Origin of the sequence: Enterobacter cloacae complex sp. 342H5 (genome assembly GCF_050030905.1) — a bacterium.
GTDB lineage: Bacteria > Pseudomonadota > Gammaproteobacteria > Enterobacterales > Enterobacteriaceae > Enterobacter > Enterobacter intestinihominis.
Genome location: NZ_JBLGVB010000001.1, coordinates 1,367,593 through 1,388,760 on the forward strand (window position 1 = coordinate 1,367,593; position 21,168 = coordinate 1,388,760).

17 protein-coding genes are annotated in these 21,168 nt (G+C 53.7%); 6 read left to right on the forward strand and 11 right to left on the reverse strand.

The annotated features are described in order from the left end of the window. Positions 1 to 126 precede the first annotated feature (126 nt). From asnB to nagB, 5 genes are all read right to left on the reverse strand, one after another. Positions 127 to 1,791, reverse strand: a complete 1,665-nt coding sequence (gene asnB / locus ACQG03_RS06640) for an asparagine synthase B (RefSeq protein WP_015571128.1) — start codon at positions 1,789 to 1,791, stop codon at positions 127 to 129. Between the two features lie 250 nt (positions 1,792 to 2,041). Next, the gene (nagD, locus tag ACQG03_RS06645; protein WP_003858667.1) at positions 2,042 to 2,794 is read right to left on the reverse strand and encodes a ribonucleotide monophosphatase NagD; all 753 of its coding nucleotides are present in this window, start codon (positions 2,792 to 2,794) and stop codon (positions 2,042 to 2,044) included. A gap of 45 nt (positions 2,795 to 2,839) precedes the next feature. After that, on the reverse strand, positions 2,840 to 4,060 hold the full coding sequence (gene nagC / locus ACQG03_RS06650; RefSeq protein ID WP_022647442.1) for a DNA-binding transcriptional regulator NagC: 1,221 nt from the start codon (positions 4,058 to 4,060) through the stop codon (positions 2,840 to 2,842). Between the two features lie 8 nt (positions 4,061 to 4,068). Further along, positions 4,069 to 5,217, reverse strand: a complete 1,149-nt coding sequence (gene nagA, locus ACQG03_RS06655; RefSeq protein ID WP_063163796.1) for an N-acetylglucosamine-6-phosphate deacetylase — start codon at positions 5,215 to 5,217, stop codon at positions 4,069 to 4,071. A gap of 54 nt (positions 5,218 to 5,271) precedes the next feature. After that, positions 5,272 to 6,072 (reverse strand): glucosamine-6-phosphate deaminase, encoded by an 801-nt coding sequence (gene nagB, locus ACQG03_RS06660; RefSeq protein ID WP_003858663.1) that lies wholly within the window; start codon positions 6,070 to 6,072, stop codon positions 5,272 to 5,274. Between the two features lie 325 nt (positions 6,073 to 6,397). Here nagB and nagE point away from each other — a divergent pair, with 325 nt between their 5' ends. The 4 genes from nagE to chiQ all read left to right on the forward strand — a co-directional run bounded on the left by nagE (position 6,398) and on the right by chiQ (position 12,404). Further along, positions 6,398 to 8,347 carry a PTS N-acetyl glucosamine transporter subunit IIABC gene (gene nagE, locus ACQG03_RS06665; protein ID WP_022647444.1) on the forward strand — a complete coding sequence of 650 codons (1,950 nt, stop codon included), beginning with the start codon at positions 6,398 to 6,400 and terminating at the stop codon, positions 8,345 to 8,347. 169 nt (positions 8,348 to 8,516) lie between these two features. Next, positions 8,517 to 10,184: a glutamine--tRNA ligase gene (glnS, locus tag ACQG03_RS06670; RefSeq protein ID WP_058645949.1), complete on the forward strand. Its 1,668-nt coding sequence runs from the start codon at positions 8,517 to 8,519 to the stop codon at positions 10,182 to 10,184. A gap of 448 nt (positions 10,185 to 10,632) precedes the next feature. Beyond that, a complete protein-coding gene (chiP, locus tag ACQG03_RS06675; protein ID WP_032657586.1) occupies positions 10,633 to 12,030 on the forward strand; it encodes a chitoporin ChiP in 1,398 nt (465 codons plus the stop codon). A gap of 47 nt (positions 12,031 to 12,077) precedes the next feature. Continuing rightward, positions 12,078 to 12,404, forward strand: coding sequence for a ChiQ/YbfN family lipoprotein (gene chiQ, locus ACQG03_RS06680; protein ID WP_023299602.1), 327 nt, complete (start codon positions 12,078 to 12,080; stop codon positions 12,402 to 12,404). 92 nt (positions 12,405 to 12,496) lie between these two features. Here chiQ and fur read toward each other — a convergent pair whose 3' ends face one another. The 4 genes from fur to ybfF all read right to left on the reverse strand — a co-directional run bounded on the left by fur (position 12,497) and on the right by ybfF (position 15,110). Beyond that, the gene (gene fur / locus ACQG03_RS06685; RefSeq protein ID WP_003858655.1) at positions 12,497 to 12,943 is read right to left on the reverse strand and encodes a ferric iron uptake transcriptional regulator; all 447 of its coding nucleotides are present in this window, start codon (positions 12,941 to 12,943) and stop codon (positions 12,497 to 12,499) included. Between the two features lie 291 nt (positions 12,944 to 13,234). Beyond that, positions 13,235 to 13,765, reverse strand: a complete 531-nt coding sequence (gene fldA / locus ACQG03_RS06690; RefSeq protein WP_003858653.1) for a flavodoxin FldA — start codon at positions 13,763 to 13,765, stop codon at positions 13,235 to 13,237. Between the two features lie 155 nt (positions 13,766 to 13,920). Next, the gene (ybfE, locus tag ACQG03_RS06695) at positions 13,921 to 14,208 is read right to left on the reverse strand and encodes a LexA regulated protein (protein WP_003858652.1); all 288 of its coding nucleotides are present in this window, start codon (positions 14,206 to 14,208) and stop codon (positions 13,921 to 13,923) included. A gap of 128 nt (positions 14,209 to 14,336) precedes the next feature. After that, on the reverse strand, positions 14,337 to 15,110 hold the full coding sequence (ybfF, locus tag ACQG03_RS06700) for an esterase (RefSeq protein WP_022647446.1): 774 nt from the start codon (positions 15,108 to 15,110) through the stop codon (positions 14,337 to 14,339). A gap of 183 nt (positions 15,111 to 15,293) precedes the next feature. On the opposite strand from ybfF, the gene seqA reads away from it, so the two are divergent. Together seqA and pgm are read left to right on the forward strand one after the other, a co-directional pair. Further along, positions 15,294 to 15,839 carry a replication initiation negative regulator SeqA gene (gene seqA, locus ACQG03_RS06705; protein ID WP_003858650.1) on the forward strand — a complete coding sequence of 182 codons (546 nt, stop codon included), beginning with the start codon at positions 15,294 to 15,296 and terminating at the stop codon, positions 15,837 to 15,839. Between the two features lie 24 nt (positions 15,840 to 15,863). Beyond that, positions 15,864 to 17,504 carry a phosphoglucomutase (alpha-D-glucose-1,6-bisphosphate-dependent) gene (gene pgm, locus ACQG03_RS06710; RefSeq protein ID WP_023305695.1) on the forward strand — a complete coding sequence of 547 codons (1,641 nt, stop codon included), beginning with the start codon at positions 15,864 to 15,866 and terminating at the stop codon, positions 17,502 to 17,504. Positions 17,505 to 17,614: 110 nt separating this feature from the next. On the opposite strand, the gene potE is transcribed toward pgm, so the two are convergent. Then, positions 17,615 to 18,928 (reverse strand): putrescine-ornithine antiporter, encoded by a 1,314-nt coding sequence (gene potE / locus ACQG03_RS06715; protein WP_022647448.1) that lies wholly within the window; start codon positions 18,926 to 18,928, stop codon positions 17,615 to 17,617. Beyond that, on the reverse strand, positions 18,925 to 21,123 hold the full coding sequence (gene speF, locus ACQG03_RS06720; RefSeq protein WP_063163797.1) for an ornithine decarboxylase SpeF: 2,199 nt from the start codon (positions 21,121 to 21,123) through the stop codon (positions 18,925 to 18,927). The genes potE and speF overlap by 4 nt, the downstream gene beginning before the upstream one ends. Positions 21,124 to 21,168: the final 45 nt, after the last annotated feature.

The window sequence follows — 21,168 nt, forward strand, 5'->3', positions numbered from 1 at the left end:
ACTGTTTGGTTAGGTTGCGAACAGCGAGGCCGAATATTCGACAATTATTGGTTATTAATCGATTTTATGCGGAGAAAAGAGAGACAAAAAAATCAGGCCCCGGAGGGCCTGATGATACTCTAAACATTATTTATAGGCAGACTGGTGAACGCCCACCGCGCGTCCTGACGGATCGTTCATGGCTTTGAAGGATTCATCCCATTCAATGGCTTTAGCAGAAGAGCAGGCGACCGATGGACCACCCGGTACGCACTCGGCTGCACTTGGAACCGGGAACAGCTCCTCAAAGATCTCACGGTACAAATACGCTTCTTTCGAGGCTGGCGTGTTGTACGGGAAGCGGAAGCTCGCAGTTTCCAGTTGTTGATCAGAAACCTGTTTTGCCGCCACCTCTTTCAGAGTGTCGATCCAGCTGTAACCCACGCCATCCGAGAACTGCTCTTTCTGACGCCACGCCACGCTCGCCGGCAGGTAGGATTCAAAACATTCACGCAGGATATGTTTCTCCATTTTGCCGTTGCCGCACATTTTGTCCTGCGGGTTGATGCGCATCGCCACATCGAGGAATTTCTTATCGAGGAACGGCACGCGGGCTTCCACACCCCAGGCGGACATCGCTTTGTTGGCGCGCGCGCAGTCAAACATGTGCAGCGCCTGTAGCTTACGCACCGTTTCTTCATGCAGCTCTTTGGCGTTTGGCGCTTTGTGGAAATAGAGATAACCGCCAAACACTTCGTCAGAACCTTCGCCGGAGAGCACCATCTTGATGCCCATCGCTTTGATCTTCCGCGACATCAAATACATCGGCGTGGAGGCGCGAATGGTGGTCACATCATAGGTTTCAATGTGATAGATCACATCGCGGATCGCATCCAGACCTTCCTGTACGGTGAAGTGAATTTCATGGTGCACCGTGCCGAGATGGTTCGCCACTTCCTGGGCGGCTTTCAGGTCAGGCGCCCCTTCCAGACCCACGGCAAAGGAGTGCAGCTGCGGCCACCAGGCTTCAGAGCGCTCCTGATCTTCCACGCGACGTGCGGCGAATTTCTTGGTGATCGCGGAGATCACGGAGGAGTCCAGACCGCCGGAGAGCAGTACGCCGTAGGGTACGTCTGACATCAGGTGGCTTTTCACTGACTCCTCTAGTGCCTGACGCAGTTCGGCTTTGTCCGTCACGTTGTCTTTCACCGCCTCATAATCAAACCAGTCGCGCTGGTAGTACGGGCGGATCTCGCCGTCTTTACTCCACAGGTAGCTACCTGCCGGGAACTCTTTGATGGTGCGGCACACCGGTACCAGGGCTTTCATCTCTGAGGCAACGTAGAAGTTACCGTGTTCATCGTGTCCCATGTACAGCGGGATAATACCAATATGGTCGCGGCCAATCAGGTAAGCGTCTTTTTCGCTGTCGTACAGCGCGAAGGCGAACATACCTTGCAGGTCGTCGAGGAACTCCGGGCCTTTCTCCTGATACAGCGCCAGGATCACTTCGCAGTCTGAGCCGGTCTGAAACGCGTAGCGATCGCCGTACTCAGCGCGCAGCGCCTGATGGTTGTAAATTTCACCGTTAACAGCAAGCGCGTGCGTTTTTTTCTCGTTATACAGCGGCTGTGCGCCAGCGTTGACATCAACAATGGAAAGACGTTCGTGAGCCAGAATCGCTTTATCGCTGGCGTAAACGCCTGACCAGTCCGGACCGCGATGGCGCATCAGGCGGGACAATTCGAGTGCTTTTTTACGCAGTTCGCCCGCGTCAGTTTTAATATCCAGTACGCCAAAAATAGAACACATAACCTTCTCCGTTAACCCTGTTGCGTTGTGATGTTGCTTGCTTATGAAAATGCCGCAAAAAGGGGAGGGGGCGCAAGCGTTTTACCGATGAAAACGTAAAAAGTGCAATGGCAATTGCCGAATCTTAAAAAAAGAGTATGCATTAAGCCATTCTATTGATGATTTCTCAATGAAGAGCTGATTTCGTTAGATGAAGTGATATTTTCAGGCAGCAGAAATGAAAAACCACGCCCTGGGGCGTGGTTCTGAATCAAATAACGTCGATTTCGTCGACAGAGGGGTAAATCCAGCTTGGCCGGAACGGCATCGTATCAATGTCATCAAGCTGTGAAACGCCAGAAAGCACCAGGATGGTTTCAAGCCCGGCCTGGAAGCCGGCCAAAATATCGGTGCGCAGGTTGTCGCCAACAATGACGGTTTCTTCTGAGTGTGCCTGCATCGTATTCAGTGCAGCGCGGATGATCCACGGGCTCGGTTTGCCGACAACAAACGGCTTACGGCCTGAGATTTTTTCGATACCGGCGCACAGCGCACCGCAGGCGGGATAAAAACCACGACCATGCGTATCCGGGTTAGTGGCGATAAAACGTGCACCATTGGCGACAAAGTAGGCTGCTTTATGCATCATCTCCCAGTTAAAGGAGCGCGTTTCGCCCACGATGACAAAGTCCGGATTCACGTCGGTGATGGTGAAGCCCGCTTTATACAGCTCGTGGATCAGCGCGCCTTCGCCAACCACGTAAGCTTTTTTGCCTTCCTGACGCTTCAGGAAATCCGCGGTCGCCATCGCAGAGGTATAAAACACGCTGTCCGGGACATTGACGCCCGCGGTAGCAAAGCGATTTGCCAGATCCTGACCAGTCTGTGAAGGGTAGTTCGTGAGAAGAACCAGTGGCATTCCTTTGTCGATGATGCGGTGAAGAAACTCCGCAGCACCTGGCACGGCAACGTTGTCGTGCATCAGCACGCCATCGATATCACAAATTACATTCTTAATGGTCATGGACAATCCGACATCAAAAAAAGAAGGCGTTACTATAAGGTCCGATCAGGATTCCAGCAAATGTTGCAGCAGGATCCCGTTGAGCATGGCACGTTTTACCAGGGCGAATGCGCCAATTGCCGAGCGGTGATCGAGCGTAGATCGCACCACCGGCAAATTCTGGCGAAATGCCTTCAGCGCCTGGGTATTGATGCAGCCTTCAATGGCAGGCAGTAATACTTTTTCGGCTTCAACGATCTCGCCGGCAATCACCACTTTTTGCGGATTAAACAGGTTGATGGCAATGGCGATGGTCTTACCCAGGTGGCGTCCTACCTGTTCGATCACTTCGCAGGCCAGCGCATCGCCTTTGTTTGCCGCTTTGCAGATGGCACCGATCTTACAGTCGCCCAGCGTGACGCGGCTCTGATAACCCTGCTCCAGCAGGTGGCGGACGCGATGTTCAATGGCGGCATTGGCGGCAACGGTTTCAAGACAGCCAAAGTTACCGCAGTGGCAGCGCTCGCCAAGCGGTTCCACCTGGATATGACCGATCTCGCCTACGTTACCGTTACGACCAATAAAAATGCGGCCATTCGAGATGATACCCGCACCTGTACCACGGTGAACGCGCACCAGAATAGAGTCTTCGCAGTCCTGGCTCGCACCAAAGTAGTGCTCCGCCAGCGCCAGCGAGCGGATATCGTGACCAACAAAGCAGGTCAGCTTGAAGCGTTTTTCCAGCGCCTCAACCAGCCCCCAGTTCTCTACCTTAATGTGCGGCATGTAGCGAATAACCCCGCTTTCCGGGTCAACCAGACCGGGTAAAATCACCGAGATGGCGATGAGTTCACGGATCTTGCGCTGACAGCTTTCGATAAACTGCGCAATGGTATTCAGTAACGCGTGTTCGAGCGTCTCCTGCGTGCGCTCAGGAAGGGGGTAGTGCTCTTCGGCAATGGCCTTGCTGCTCAGATCGTAGAGCGTAAGCGTGGTGTCATGACGGCCTAAGCGAACGCCAATGGCCTGAAAATTGCGGGTTTCAGTGACGATGGAAATCGCGCGGCGGCCGCCGGTGGAGGCCTGCTGATCCACTTCTTTGATCAGGCCGCGCTCAATAAGCTGACGTGTAATTTTTGTCACGCTGGCGGGAGCAAGCTGGCTTTGTTCGGCTATCTGAATGCGTGAGATTGGCCCGTGCTGGTCAATCAGGCGATAAACTGCCGCGCTGTTAAGTTGTTTAACGAGATCGACATTACCGATTTGAGCTTGTCCGCCTGGTGTCATACTTTTACTTACTCAGTGACGACCTCGTTACCATTAACGATGGTCTTAATAATTTTATAATCGTGTGTGAACGCCGTCAGGTTTGCAACCATACCTGGCGCAATACCGCCGAGCTGTTTATCGACGCCAATAGCGCGCGCCGGATAAAGCGTAGCCATGCGCAGCACTTCCTCAAGCGCAATGCTGCAATGTTCAACGAGGTTACGTACCCCTTCGATCATCGTCAGAGAAGAACCGCTCAGCGTGCCGTTCTCATCCACACACAGTCCATTCCGGTAGTATATTGTTTTACCAGCAAAAATGAACTGGTCAATATTCGCTCCTGCCGGAGCGGTAGCATCCGTGACCAGGCAGAGCTTGTCGCCTTTAAGGCGCTTGGCGTTGCGGATGTTGGTGTAATCGACATGCAAGCCGTCGGCGATAATGCCGCAGTAGACGTCTGGTTCATCCAGAATTGCGCCAACCAGTCCCGGTTCGCGACCGGTAATATACGGCATCGCGTTATAAAGGTGTGTGGCAAATGTAATGCCTGCGCGGAAACCGGCCTTCGCCTCTTTCAGCGTCGCGTTCGAATGGCCCGCAGATACCACAATCCCGGCGGCGGCCAGTTTGCTGATAACGTCCGTGCCGGTCATTTCCGGTGCCAGCGTCACTTTAGTGATCACATCGGCATTGGCGCACATGTAATCCACCAGCTCGGCATCCGGTTTGCGCACGTAGTTCGGGTTATGGGTGCCTTTCTTGACCATATTCAGCCATGGTCCTTCCAGGTGCAGACCCAGCGCCTGATTCGGATGTTTTGCCAGGTATTCGCGCATGACGCGGATACCCTGTTTCATCAGGTCATCGCTGCTGGTAATCAGCGTTGGCAGATAGCTGGTGCAGCCCGATTTCTCGTTGGCTTTTTGCATGATTTCCAGCGTTTCAACCGTTACCGCCTCTGCGGTATCGTTAAACTGGACACCGCCGCAGCCGTTAAGCTGTACGTCGATGAAACCGGGGGAGATTACTGCTCCATTGAGGGAACGTTGTTCGATCTCCGGCGGCAGTTCCGCCAGCGGGCAAACACGTTCAATCAGGCCATTGGCGATTACAATCGCATGGTCATCCAGAATTTCATGGCCGGTATAAATCCGACCGTGGGTTAAAGCGTACATATCGACCCCCGGTTAAAAAAGCGACCGCCCCTGATAAAAGAGGCGGTTATTCAATTACAGACCTTTAATGTTCTCAGCTTCCAGCTCGTTGAAGTATTTCAGCGTTTTCACTTTCAGCTCCATGGTGGACGGTTCGTCACACACGACAACCGCTTTTGGATGCAACTGTAAGCAGCTGATCGTCCACATATGGTTCACGTTGCCTTCAACGGCAGCCTGAAGCGCTTGCGCTTTCACTGCGCCCAGCACCAGAATCATCACTTCTTCGGCATCCAGCAGTGTACCCACACCCACGGTCAGCGCGTATTTAGGCACCTGATTGACGTCGCCGTCAAAGAAGCGGGAGTTAGCCACACGCGTGTCATGGGTCAACGTTTTAATACGGGTACGGGAAGCCAGTGAAGATGCCGGTTCGTTGAACGCGATATGACCATCGTTGCCTACGCCGCCCATAAACAGGTGGATTTTACCGTAAGAACGGATTTTTTCTTCATACTGACGGCATTCTGCGTCAATATCAGGCGCGTTTCCATTCAGCAGGTTAATGTTTTCAGCCGGAATATCAACGTGATCGAAGAAATTACGGTGCATAAAGCTGTGGTAACTTTCCGGATGTTCCTTTGGCAGGCCGACATATTCGTCCATGTTGAAGGTCACAACATGTTTAAAGCTAACCTGGCCCGCTTTGTGCATTTCAACCAAAGCCTTATACGCGGTCAGGGGAGTACCACCGGTTGGAAGACCGAGTACAAAAGGACGATCGGCTGTTGGTTTGAACGCGTTGATGCGGTTAACGATATGACGAGCAGCCCATTTTCCGACTTGTTCAGCTGTTGCCAGGGGAATCAGTCTCATTATTCACCTCTAAAGTTTAAGTAAAAGTGGGCGGATGATTAGTGCAACCTGAACTAAGCGTAACCTGGAACCTTTCAGGCCGGATCAATCCGTCTTGATTTTTTGAATGATAAAATAAGTTTTCGTGGTTAGCCAGTGAAAGGGAGGGTTTAATACGATATTTGGTGACAATAATCACAAAAAATAGGTGTTTAATTTGCGATACGAATTAATTTTTCACACACTCACACTGCCAGTGAATCATCAACAGTATCTATCGTTCGTGACACAATAAAAACATAGTTTATGCGCGAGTCTTAACAAAGGGTCTCGTAGGGGGAATAGGATGAATATTTTAGGTTTTTTCCAGCGCCTCGGTAGGGCTTTGCAGCTCCCTATCGCCGTGCTACCGGTTGCAGCGTTGCTGCTGCGATTCGGGCAACCCGATCTTCTTAATGTGCCGTTTATTGCCCAGGCAGGCGGCGCCATTTTTGACAACCTTGCGCTGATTTTCGCCATCGGCGTGGCGTCAAGCTGGTCAAAAGACAGCGCCGGTGCTGCGGCACTGGCAGGGGCGGTAGGTTACTTCATCCTCACGAAAGCGATGGTAACCATCAACCCGGAAATCAACATGGGTGTACTGGCGGGTATCATTACCGGTCTGGTCGGTGGCGCCGTGTACAACCGCTGGGCGGGTATCAAACTGCCTGACTTCCTGAGCTTCTTCGGCGGTAAACGTTTTGTGCCGATTGCGACGGGCTTTTTCTGTCTGATCCTCGCCGCCATCTTTGGCTACGTTTGGCCACCGGTTCAGCATGCTATCCATGCGGGTGGCGAGTGGATCGTGTCTGCGGGTGCAATGGGCGCGGGCATCTTCGGTTTCATTAACCGTCTGCTGATCCCAACCGGTCTGCATCAGGTACTGAACACCATCGCCTGGTTCCAGATTGGTGAGTTCACCAACGCGGCTGGCGCGGTATTCCACGGTGATATCAACCGCTTCTACGCAGGTGACGGCACCGCGGGCATGTTCATGTCCGGCTTCTTCCCAATCATGATGTTTGGTCTGCCTGGCGCCGCGCTGGCAATGTACCTGGCTGCGCCGAAAGCGCGTCGCCCAATGGTTGGCGGGATGCTGCTGTCCGTTGCGATCACCGCCTTCCTGACCGGCGTGACCGAGCCACTGGAATTCCTGTTCATGTTCCTGGCTCCGCTGCTGTATCTGATGCACGCGATCCTGACCGGTATCAGCCTGTTCGTTGCCACCCTTCTGGGTATCCATGCAGGCTTCTCCTTCTCCGCAGGCGCTATCGACTATGTGTTGATGTACAACCTGCCGGCGGCAAGCAGCAACGTCTGGATGCTGGTGGTGATGGGCCTGATCTTCTTCGTTATCTACTTCGTTCTGTTCAGCGCGGTTATTCGTATGTTTAACCTGAAGACGCCGGGCCGCGAAGATACGAAAGATGATGTTGTGACCAGTGAAGCCAACAGCAATACCGAAGAGGGTTTAACCCAGCTGGCAACCAGCTATATTGCCGCTGTGGGTGGCACCGACAACCTGAAAGCGATCGATGCCTGTATTACCCGTCTGCGTCTGACCGTGGGCGACTCCGCGCGCGTGAGCGATGCAATGTGCAAACGCCTTGGTGCGTCTGGTGTGGTGAAGCTGAACAAACAAACCATCCAGGTTATCGTAGGTGCGAAAGCCGAATCTATCGGCGATGAAATGAAAAAAGTGGTTGCCCGTGGGCCGGTCGCTGCCGCCTCAACGGATAACGCGCCAGTGGCTGACGCGCCGGTTGCAAAACCGCAGGCTGTGCCAAATGCGGTGACCATCGCTGCGCTGGTTTCTCCGGTGACAGGTGACGTTGTTGCGCTTGAGCAGGTGCCTGACGAAGCGTTCGCCAGCAAAGCGGTCGGTGATGGCGTGGCGGTGAAACCAACGGACAAAACCGTGGTCTCTCCGGCAGCCGGTACTATCGTGAAAATCTTCAACACCAACCATGCGTTCTGCCTGGAAACGGAAAAAGGCGCGGAGATCGTTGTCCATATGGGTATCGATACCGTTGCGCTGAACGGTCAGGGCTTTACTCGCCTGGTGGAAGAGGGCGCTGAAGTGGCGGCAGGCCAGCCGATTCTGGAAATGGATCTGGAGTTCCTGAACGCCAACGCGCGCTCCATGATAAGCCCGGTAGTGTGCAGCAACATCGACGACTTCAGCGGTCTGGTGATCCAGGCGCAGGGGCAGGTAGTTGCAGGCCAAACGCCACTGTATGAGATTAAAGGCAAGTAATCGCTCCTGAGTAGAGTTATGCCTTTAGCGGCGGGGGATATCCTCCGCCGCTTTTTTTTGCAGCAATTGCCCCCATTATTTTCTTCCGGGACGTTTTAAGGGTTGTCACTACGTCCGGCTTATAAGATCATATGCCGTTATACGTTGTTTACGCTTTGAGGAATCCACGATGAGTGAGGCAGAAGCCCGCCCGAGTAACTTTATTCGTCAGATCATCGATGAAGATCTGGCCAGTGGTAAGCACACCACAGTCCACACGCGTTTCCCGCCGGAGCCAAATGGCTACCTGCACATTGGTCACGCCAAATCGATCTGCCTGAACTTTGGTATTGCGCAAGACTACCAGGGGCAGTGCAACCTGCGTTTCGATGACACCAACCCAGTAAAAGAAGACATCGAATACGTTGAGTCGATTAAAAACGACGTGCAATGGCTGGGCTTCAACTGGTCAGGCGATATCTGCTACTCCTCAGACTATTTCGATCAGCTGTATGCCTATGCGGTTGAACTGATTAACAAGGGTCTGGCATACGTCGACGAGCTCTCTGCTGACGAAATCCGTGAATACCGCGGTACGCTGACTCAGCCCGGTAAGAACAGTCCGTTCCGCGATCGTAGCGTGGAAGAGAACCTGGCGCTGTTTGAAAAAATGCGTGCCGGTGGCTTTGAAGAAGGTAAAGCGTGTCTGCGTGCCAAAATCGATATGGCGTCTCCGTTCATCGTGATGCGCGATCCGGTGCTGTACCGCATTAAGTTCGCAGAACACCACCAGACCGGTAACAAGTGGTGCATCTACCCGATGTACGACTTCACCCACTGCATCAGCGATGCGCTGGAAGGCATTACGCACTCTCTGTGCACGCTGGAATTCCAGGACAACCGTCGTCTGTACGACTGGGTGCTGGATAACATCACCATTCCTGTGCATCCGCGTCAGTACGAGTTCTCTCGTCTGAACCTGGAATACACCGTGATGTCCAAGCGTAAGCTGAACCTGCTGGTCACTGACAAGCACGTTGAAGGCTGGGACGACCCACGTATGCCGACCATCTCTGGCCTGCGTCGTCGTGGCTACACCTCCGCCTCCATTCGTGAGTTCTGCAAACGTATCGGCGTCACCAAGCAGGACAACACCATCGAAATGGCGTCTCTGGAATCCTGCATTCGTGAAGACCTGAACGAAAACGCGCCGCGCGCGATGGCGGTGATCGATCCAGTGAAACTGGTTATCGAAAACTATCCGCAGGGCGGGAGCGAACTGGTCTCTATGCCTAACCATCCGAACAAACCGGAAATGGGCACCCGCGACGTGCCGTTCAGCGGTGAAATCTGGATCGATCGTGCCGACTTCCGCGAAGAAGCGAACAAGCAGTACAAGCGTCTGGTGCTGGGCAAAGAAGTACGTCTGCGTAACGCCTATGTAATCAAAGCCGAGCGCGTAGAGAAAGATGCGGAAGGTAACATCACGACCATCTTCTGTACGTACGACGCAGAAACGCTGAGCAAAGATCCGGCGGATGGCCGTAAAGTGAAAGGTGTAATCCACTGGGTGAGCGCGCAGCATGCGCTGCCGGTTGAGATCCGTCTCTACGACCGTCTGTTCAGCGTGCCTAACCCAGGCGCAGCGGAAGACTTCCTGGCGGTTATTAACCCTGAGTCGCTGATTATCAAGCAGGGGTATGCCGAGCCGTCTCTGAAAGTCGCTGAAGCCGGTAAAGCGTTCCAGTTCGAACGTGAGGGTTATTTCTGCCTGGACAGTCGTTACAGCACGGCAGAAAAACCGGTATTTAACCGTACCGTGGGTCTGCGTGATACCTGGACTAAGATCGGCGAATAATAACGCTGCTCTGGTCAATGAGAAACAAACGCCGCGTAATGCGGCGTTTTTTTATTTAACGATCATGTCGTTAAGCATCGGGATAATCTTTTAAAGCCAACATTCCAGGTCAATGTGGTGCTACTTATTTTATTTAAAAAAAGTTTGTTGTTTTCCAAAAACTGAAACGCTTAAAAAATATATTCTCAATCTCAATGTTACTTACTGAAAATTAGCGTATTCCCCCGCCAGTACTCGCTTCACGGTAAATGTTACAAAGCACTACGAAATATGTGCTCTTCGTCATAATCCTGACTTTTGCCTGATTAAAAGCATTGATAATTCGCGTCGCGAAAAATAACCTAAAGACGGTAGTTAATTCGAGGGTATTTCTGACTACCCCTGACCATTTGGTCTTTTCTGTTTTTCGCCGTTTAAGGCGTTTTAATTCGTCAAAGAGGAATAATCTATGCGTACGTTCAGTGGCAAACGTAGTGCGCTGGCGCTGGCTATCGCCGGTGTGACAGCAATGTCGGGCCTGGTGATTGCGCCAGAGGCAAAAGCAGCAGGTTTCATTGAAGATTCCACCCTTACGGGCGGTATTTATTACTGGCAACGTGAGCGTGACCGTAAAGACGTCACTGAAGATAAATACAAAACTAACCTTTCTCACTCGACCTGGAACGCCAACCTGGATTTCCAGTCGGGATATGCCGCCGATATGTTCGGGATCGATATTGCAGCGTTCACCGCAATTGAAATGGCCGAAAATGGCGACAGCGGCCATCCGAACGAAATTGCGTTCTCCTCCAGCAATAAAGCTTACGACGAAGACTGGTCCGGCGATAAAAGCGGAATCAGCCTGTATAAAGCGGCTGCAAAATTCAAATATGGCCCGGTCTGGGCGCGTGGTGGTTATATCCAGCCAACCGGTCAGACGCTGTTAGCGCCGCACTGGAGCTTTATGCCAGGTACCTATCAGGGCGCGGAAGCCGGTGCTAATTTTGACTACGGCGATGCGGGGGCGTTGAGCTTCTCCTATATGTGGACCAACGAGTACAAAGCGCCGTGGCACATTGAGATGGACAAGTTCTATCAAAACGATAAAAAAACCAAAGTTGATTATCTCCACTCGCTGGGGGCGAAGTACGACTTCAAAAACGATCTGGTGCTGGAAGCGGCTTTTGGTCAGGCTGAAGGCTATATCGATCAGTACTTTGCTAAAGCCAGCTACAAATTTGATATCGCAGGTAGCCCGCTGAGCACCAGCTATCAGTTCTACGGTACGCGCGACAAGGTCAGCGATGGCAGCGTAAATGATATTTATGACGGCACCGCGTGGTTACAGGCGCTGACCTTCGGCTACAAAGTGGGTCAGGTTGATTTGCGTCTGGAGGGTACATGGGTCAAGGCAGAAGGGCAGCAGGGCTACTTCCTGCAACGTATGACGCCAACCTACGCCTCTTCCAATGGTCGTCTGGATATCTGGTGGGATAATCGCTCTGACTTCAACGCCGACGGTGAAAAGGCGGTCTTCTTCGGCGCAATGTATGACCTGAAGAACTGGAACCTGCCTGGCTGGGCAGTGGGTGCGTCCTACGCGTACGCCTGGGACGCGAAGCCAGCGGATATGGCTACGCCAGACGCCTACTACGATCCGAACTACCGTCTGAAAGAGTCTTCATACAGTCTGGATGCGATTTATACCCTGCAGGAGGGTCGTGCGAAAGGCACGATGTTCAAACTGCACTTCACCCAGTATGACAACCACTCCGATATCCCGAGCTACGCGGGCGGTTACGGCAACATCTTCCAGGATGAGCGCGACGTGAAATTTATGGTCATTGCGCCATTTACCATCTTCTGATGAATGCTGCGGCGGGCTGTGTCCCGCCGTTATGGAGACTGAACATGATGAAAAAAAGGGTAATCGTTGCGCTGCTGGCATTCGGGCTGGTGGCGTGCGCGCAGGATCAGGCGCCGAAAGAAGACTCCCGTCTGAAAGAGGCGTATAGCGCTTGCATCAATACCGCACAAGGTTCACCTGAGAAGATTGAAGCCTGTCAAAGCGTGCTGAACGAGCTAAAAAAAGACAAAGCCCATGAGCAATTCGCCACGCAGGAAAACGTTCGCGTGATGGATTACCAGGCCTGTATTCAGGCGCGTAAAACCGGTAACGATCAGGAAGTGGCGAAGCGTTGCGATAAGATTTGGGACGAGATTCGCAATAACAATAAATAAGTTGCTTTACGCCCGGTGGCGCTGCGCTTACCGGGCTTTTTCCAGGCAAAAAAAAGCCAACCTCACGGCTGGCTCAGAGTATGAACACTGACTTATTTTGCGTCGTGCGCATGTTCATTTTCGCGGCAATCCCCTTCAGCACAGTGACCGTACAGGTACAGGCTGTGGTTGGTCAGGCGGATGCCATGACGGGCGGCGATTTCACGCTGGCGTGATTCAATGGAATCATCGCTAAATTCAATGACCTTGCCACAGTCGAGGCAGATCAGGTGATCGTGGTGGTGCTGCTGAGTTAGCTCGAACACGGATTTACCGCCTTCGAAATTATGACGAGTAACAATGCCCGCGTCATCAAACTGGTTCAGCACACGATAGACGGTTGCCAGCCCAATCTCTTCACCCATATCGATAAGACGCTTATAAAGGTCTTCCGCACTGACATGGTGATTGTCTGGCCCCTGAAGCACTTCAAGGATTTTTAACCGAGGAAGCGTTACTTTCAGGCCAGCTTTCTTTAATGCGGTATTGTTGTCAGTCATGCGGAATCTGTCCTGTTGCTAAACGATTCACTTCAAAAGAAGAAGTGACAGAAAATGCACTTGGGATAATGCGTCTCATTATAGAACTGCCATGGCTAAATGAAAACTGCAAGTCTCAAGCAAAGTATGCTTATAAAAACGTGGTATCACCAACAAACTTGTTCGATGGCACCCACTTTTTACCAGGGGGATATTGTACAGGTCTGGACGAAAAAGTTAAAAGTTTGTAGCAATTAATTTAATCGGTTTTACCTGGACAACGGGCGCAACCGGAGTTGCGCCGCAGGGATATCAGGCGTTAAGGATATCGTCCAGGTTCAGCTCTTCACGAACCTGCTTAACCCATTTTTCTACACGCTCTGCGGTCAGCTCTGGCTGACGGTCTTCATCAATGGCAAGGCCAACGAAGTGATCGTCATCTGCCAGACCTTTGGAAGCTTCAAAGTGGTAACCCGCTGTTGGCCAATGACCAACGATCGCCGCACCGCGCGGCTCAATGATGTCGCGAATAGTGCCCAGCGCATCACAGAAATACTCAGCGTAGTCTTCCTGATCGCCACAGCCAAACAGGGCAACCAGCTTGCCGTTGAAGTCGACTTCTTCCAGCGTCGGGAAGAAATCGTCCCAGTCACACTGTGCTTCACCGTAGTACCAGGTCGGAATGCCCAGCAGCAGGATGTCATAGCCCTCGAGATCTTCTTTGCTGCTCTTGGCGATGTCATGCACATCAGCAACGTCTTTACCGAGCTGTTTTTGAATGTTTTTTGCGATATTTTCAGTATTGCCGGTATCACTGCCAAAGAAAATGCCGATGATTGCCATGAGTAAAATAACCTCTTGAAACTTAATGGTATGGTGGCGCAAATTGTCCACGGATAAGGGCAATAATAGCAGAACAGGCAACCCTGCGGAAACAGCTATCACGCAGGACTGCACTCTGTGCTACATGAAAAAGGTAATATTGGGGATTTTCTGACTCACGCCTTGCCGCGTAACGTCTCAAGCTGGGCGATCAGCATCTCTTCGATCAGTTCGCTGCGGCTGATGTTGCGCGCGTCAGCTAACTCGTTAAGCGCATCGACGGCATCGGCATTCAGCTTGAGTTCGACACGCTTAAGCCCACGATTTTTATCGCGTTTAAGCTGGTTGCGTTTATTGATACGCAGCTGTTCATCGCGCGAAAGCGGATTCGTTTTCGGTCGTCCCGGTCGACGCTCATTCGCGAACAGATCTAGTGTCGTACGGTCCGTTTGTTCTTTGGCCATGATTCTGAGACTTCGGGGGAAACACGCCGCCCTGCTAATGCCCGGGCGATAAGCGCGCCATCATACATCACCCATATCCACACGCCAACGACTGGAAGCCCGTCGTCTTCCGGTCGCTGGCTTTTTAATCAATTCGCTGTATCAGTAAGATAGCGGCGAATGGCGCGCAGGACCGCATCCGGTTTTTCCGCGTGGACCCAGTGCCCGGCACCGGCGATGACGTGAGCGCGAGCCTGCGGAAATTGCGCCAGCAGCGTGTCACGGTACGCGTCAGTAACGTAAGGGGAGTTGCCGCCGCGAATAAAGAGGGTAGGGTGCGGCCAGGCGGGGACATTTTCCCACCCCACAATATGCGAATACTGATCCCACAGTACCGGGACGTTAAAGCGCCATTGTCCGTCAACAAAGGATTTCAGCAGGAACTGGACCACGCCTTCTTCATCGAGATGCTCGCGCATAACGGCTGCCGCCTGCTGGCGTGTGGAGACGCCTGACTCTGTCACGGCATTGATCGCAGCGAAAATCTCATCGTGACGGCGAACGTCGTAATTGACGGGCGCAACGTCAATTACCACCAGACCGGAAATTCGCTCAGGGGCCAGCGCTGTAAGCGCCATCACCGCTTTACCGCCCATTGAATGCCCGATGAGCGTCGCTTTCTGGATATTATTCGCATCGAGGGTGTCCCGCAGATCCTGCGCCATGGCTGCGTAGGTCATCTCCTCAGAGCGCCCTGAAAGACCGTGATTGCGCATATCAACCTGGAGGATCTCGTGATCGGTCACTAAATCGCGCGCCAGCACGCCCAGGTTATCCAGGCTACCAAACAGGCCGTGAACCAGTACGATGGGAGAATTATTGTTCGGCGATTGTGCAGTTTGCGCTCGGGTATTCAATTTCATGGCAAAGTTCTTTTTTTAGGTTTGTCAGGTTAGGGTATCATGTTGACCATTCTGCCGCCCGGGGGCAAGGATCCAGTTTAATCTGACTTTTGCCGCCAACTTGGTTTGACGCTATCCGCTGTTGGGATTAGACCTTATAATCTCAACGACTTGTATTCAGATAAGATATCGCACTGGATTAAGATGAAAACAATCGAAGTTGATGACGAACTCTATCAGTATATTGCCAGCCAGACGCGGCATATTGGGGAGAGCGCGTCCGACATTTTACGGCGCATGCTTAAAATTTCCGCCGCCTCACAGCCCACTCCTGTCACTAAAGATGTCGTGTCTCAGCCGAGCGTTGTTGCACAAGTAAAACCTGCCGTCATGCCGGCAAAAGACAAAGTGCGCGCGATGCGCGAGCTGCTGCTGTCCGATGAATATGCAGAGCAGAAAAAGGCGGTTAACCGCTTTATGCTGGTGCTGTCTACACTTTACTCACTGGATAACAACGCATTTGCAGAAGCGACAGAGTCGCTGCACGGTCGCACGCGCGTTTACTTCGCAGGTGACGAGCAGACCCTGCTGCAAAATGGCAACCAAACCAAACCCAAACATGTTCCCGGTACGCCATACTGGGTGATCACCAATACCAATACGGGCCGCAAGTGCAGCATGATCGAACATATCATGCAGTCCATGCAGTTCCCGGCGGAATTGATCGAAAAGGTTTGCGGTACAATTTAACCCTTGCATCAGAAGGACCAGGCAATGGCAAATCACAGCCGTGCAGGACAACCTGCACAACAACGCGATTTGATTAACGTCGCTCAACTGACCGCGCAGTACTACGTGCTGAAGCCGGTGGTAGGCAACGCAGAACACGCAGTGAAGTTTGGTACATCTGGCCACCGCGGCAGCGCGGCGCGCCATAGCTTTAACGAACCGCACATTCTGGCCATTGCTCAGGCCATCGCGGAAGAGCGCGCCAAAAATGGCGTCACCGGTCCGTGCTATGTTGGGAAAGATACCCACGCCCTGTCTGAACCTGCTTTTATCTCCGTGCTGGAAGTACTGGCGGCAAACGGCGTAGACGTGATTGTTCAGGAGAACAACGGTTTCACGCCAACGCCTGCGGTTTCTAACGCTATTCTGGTACATAACAAAAAAGGTGGCGCGCAGGCGGACGGTATTGTGATCACCCCGTCCCACAACCCACCGGAAGATGGCGGCATCAAGTACAACCCACCTAACGGTGGCCCGGCGGATACCAACGTCACGAAAGTGGTGGAAGATCGCGCCAACGCGTTACTGGCTAACGGTCTGAACGGCGTGAAGCGCATCTCGCTGGATGAAGCCATGGCGTCCGGCCACGTGAAAGAGCAGGATCTGGTGCAGCCGTTCGTGGAAGGGCTGGCGGATATCGTCGATATGGCCGCTATCCAGAAAGCCGGTCTGAAGCTGGGCGTGGATCCGCTGGGCGGCTCCGGTATTGAATACTGGAAACGCATTGCCGAGCACTACAAGCTGGATCTGACCATCGTGAACGATCACGTCGATCAGACCTTCCGCTTTATGCACCTGGACAAAGACGGCGCGATCCGTATGGACTGCTCATCCGAATGCGCGATGGCGGGCCTGCTGGCGCTGCGCGACAAGTTCGACCTGGCGTTTGCCAACGACCCGGACTACGACCGCCACGGTATCGTCACCCCGGCTGGGCTGATGAACCCGAACCACTACCTGGCTGTTGCGATTAACTATCTCTTCCAGCACCGTCCGCAGTGGGGCAAAGAGGTTGCGGTGGGTAAAACGCTGGTCTCTTCCGCCATGATTGACCGTGTGGTCGATGCGCTGGGCCGCAAGCTGGTGGAAGTGCCGGTGGGCTTCAAGTGGTTTGTTGACGGTCTGCACGACGGCAGCTTCGGCTTTGGTGGTGAAGAGAGCGCGGGGGCATCCTTCCTGCGCTTCGACGGCACCCCATGGTCAACCGATAAAGACGGCATCATCATGTGCCTGCTGGCGGCGGAAATCACCGCGGTTACCGGTAAGAACCCGCAGGAACATTACAACGACCTGGCAGCACGCTTTGGTGCGCCAAGCTATAACCGTATTCAGGCTGGCGCGACCTCTGCTCAGAAAGCCGCTCTGTCCAAACTCTCTCCGGAGATGGTCAGCGCAAGCACCCTGGCAGGTGACCCGATCACCGCGCGTCTGACGGCGGCACCGGGTAACGGCGCATCCATCGGCGGCCTGAAGGTGATGACCGAAAACGGCTGGTTCGCCGCGCGTCCATCCGGTACGGAAGATGCGTATAAAATCTATTGCGAAAGCTTCCTCGGCGCTGAGCACCGCCAGCAGATTGAGAAAGAAGCGGTAGAGATTGTCAGCGAAGTGCTGAAAAACGCGTAAGTGGTGTCTGGTGCGGGCTGATGCCCTCACCCCGGCCCTCTCCCACAGGGAGAGGGAGAAAACAGTGATCTCGTAGGCCCGGTAAGCGTTAGCGCCACCGGGCTTCTTTTTTAACTATGCTTATTCTTCAGTTCAAATCTCGGCGATACCAGACCGTACAGCGTCCAGCCCATAAAGGTCACCATCGCGCCATACAGCATCGCCTCCTGACCGGACGAGTAGAGCGCATAGAAGCTGTAAATCGCCCCAATCAGCGCCACGATATTGGCCGCCCGGGCTTTGCGCGGATCCACCTTCGCCACCTTCTGAATAATCACCAGTGCCGCCATCGACAGAATGTACGGAATGATGTTCGTCACCACCGCCAGGTTGACCAGTACATTAAACTGGCTGTTCAGTGACGGGCTGATGGTCATCAGGGACAAACCGCTCTGGAAAATCACAATCGCCAGCATACCCTGTACCGGCGCATCCGCTTTGGTGACGCGGGAGAAGATTTTCGGGAAATAACCTTCGTCAGCGGAGGATTTGAATACCTGGGCGATGGTGAACTGCCAGCCCAGCAGCGAGCCGCAGCAGGACATCACCATCAGTCCCATGATCACTTTCCCTACCTCTGGCGTAAACATCTGCGCAAACGCCAGCCCGAACGGCGCCGTGGAGTTGGCGAGATCCATGTTGGGCACAATTCCCGCAATCACGTTGGTTGAGACGATATAGATCACTGCCGCCCCCAGCGTCCCGCCGAGTACCGCGATCGGCACGTTCTTTTCCGGGTTTTCCACCACTTCCGCATTCGCACAGGCTGACTCGAGACCGAGGAAAGCCCATAGCGTCATGGCGATCGACGATCCCACGGCGGTGAAGAACGGCACGTGGTGCGGGTTCCAGGAATTGGCGTACAGCGTCGGGCTGAACCAGAACCAGCCGATGATGCACAGACCGACTACCGGAATGATCACGCCCCAGACGGTGATGCTGCTGAGTTGTCCGGTGATGCGCGCGCCGCCAAAGTTGGCGACGGTGCAGATCCACAGCACGCCGATGGTCGCCAGCCCAATCTGCACCGGGGTCAGCGTCGCGCCAAACAGCTCCGTACCGTAACCGACAGCGGAGATGGCAATCGCCACGTTGGCGATCAGCAGCGACACGCCGTAGGTGTAGTTGGCCATAAAGTTGCCCGACTTGCCAAACGCATATTCGGCATAGCCGCCCATGCCGCCAGACTTACGGCTGAACATCCCGCACTTGGCAAACGCCCACGCCAGCGCCATTGAGCCGACTGCCGTTACCAGCCAGGAGATAATCGAAATCGTCCCCACTTCAGCGAGCTTGGTGGGCAGCATGATGATCCCGGACCCCATCATATTCACCATGGTGAGGATAGTGAGTTGTACCACGCCCATCTTGTTGGACTTACTCATAATTTTTCTCCTTTCAGCAGAGACGGCTGAGCGGCGGGTTGTTTAATGACGTAGCAGCGTACCTGTTTGCGCCCGTCACACTCCTCGACGTAAACCCCCTGTAACTCCGGCGCAAAGCCCGGCAGCAGATTGATCCCGTCTTCCAGCGCGGCGAAATAGCGCAGCACGGAACCGCCCCAGACTTCCCCCGGAACCACGCACAACACCCCCGGTGGGTAAGGCAGCGCGCCTTCCGCGGCGATACGGCCTTCCGCGTCGCGCAGTGACACCAGCTCGACCTCACCGCGCAGATAGGCATAGTTCGCCTCCTGCGGGTTCATCATGACGCGCGGGAAGTGAGACTTGCGGAACATCTCTTTCTGCAACTGCTTCACGTTATGGCGGGCGTAGAGGTCGTGCATCTCCTGACAAATCTGACGCAGGGAATAATCCGCATAACGTTCCGGATGTTGCTTATAAAGAGAGGGCAGAACCTCTTTCAGCGGCACATCGCTCTGGAGCAGTTTTTCGAAGCGCACCAGCTGGGCGACGAGCTGCTGCAATTTGCCCATGTCCTCCGCCGGGGTGAGCAGGAACAGAATGGAATTGAGGTCGCATTTTTCCGGCACGATGCCGTTTTCACGCAGGAAGTTGGCGAGGATGGTGGCGGGCACGCCGAAATCATCATACTCGCCGGTGCGGGCGTTGATGCCTGGCGTGGTCAGCAGCAGTTTGCAGGGATCAATAAAATACTGATGCTCGGCATATCCCTCAAAGGCGTGCCAGCGTTCGCCCGGAACGAAATGGAAGAAGCGCAGATCGGTGGCGATCTCCGCCGTATCCCAGCTTTCCCACGGACGGCCATCCACCATCTCCGGCACGAACGGGCGAATAAACTGACAGTTCTGAAGGATCAGTTTTCGCGCTTCGATACCCGTCACCACGCAGTCCATCCACATGTTGCGCCCACTTTGCCCGTCGTGCATGCGGGCGTTGATATCCAGGGCGGCAAACAGCGGATAAAACGGGCTGGTGGAGGCGTGCATCATAAAGGCGTTGTTGAGGCGCTTATGCGGAACATAGCGCGGCTGGCCTTTTATGTGGCTGTCCTTCTTATGGATTTGCGAGGTTTGCGAGAAGCCCGCCTGCTGCTTATGCACCGACTGGGTAACCAGAATGCCCGGATCGTTTTCGTTCAGCTCCAGCAGCAGCGGCGAGCAGTCGGCCATCATCGGGATAAACTGCTCGTAACCCACCCAGGCGGAGTCAAACAGGATGTAATCGCACAGGTGACCAATCTTATCCACCACCTGACGGGCGTTATAAATAGTACCGTCGTAGGTGCCCAACTGGATCACCGCCAGACGGAACGGACGTTCATCCCGCGCGCGACCAGGCGCGACCTCTGACACCAGTTCCCGCAGGTAACTCTCGTCGAAACAGTGTGCGTCAATACCGCCGATAAACCCGTACGGGTTGCGCGCTGTTTCCAGATACACCGGCGTCGCTCCCGCCTGTAACAGCGCCCCGTGGTGGTTAGATTTATGGTTATTGCGATCGAACAGCACCAGATCGCCTGGCGTGAGCAGGGCATTGAGCACCACCTTATTGGAAGAGGAGGTGCCGTTCAGCACGAAGTAGGTTTTATCCGCATTAAAGACTTTTGCCGCATGCTGTTGGGCGATGCATGGCGCACCTTCATGGATCAGCAGATCGCCCATTGCCACGTCGGCATTGCACAGATCGGCGCGGAAAAGCGTTTCGCCAAAGAAATCGACAAACTGGTTTCCGGCCGGATGGCGGCGGAAGAACTGGCCTCCCTGATGTCCGGGGCAGTCAAACGCGCTGTTCCCCTGCTGGACGTAATCGACCAGCGCGCGGAAGAACGGCGGGCGGAGCTGGGTTTCGTACTTCTGCGCAGCCGCTTCAAGCTGGCGTCCGTAGTACGCATTGCTGGTGTCGGAGTACTCAAAAACGCCGTGAATACGCGACAGAAATTCAGCCGGAACCCTTTCTTCTTTATGCGTGGCAATAAACACCGGAATACCGAATCCCGTGGCTTCTATTTCTTCTATGGCGCCATTGAAAATATCGCTGACGGCCAGAACCACGGCTGCCACATCAATATAATCCGATGCGGTGATATCCACGATCTCGCGCGAAGTGGTAAAGCATTCAGGGCAGGCACGGCTGACGGCAATTTTTAACGTTTTCATCTTTATCTCTTTATTTCAGGCAATATGGGTCCCTCGACTTCTTGC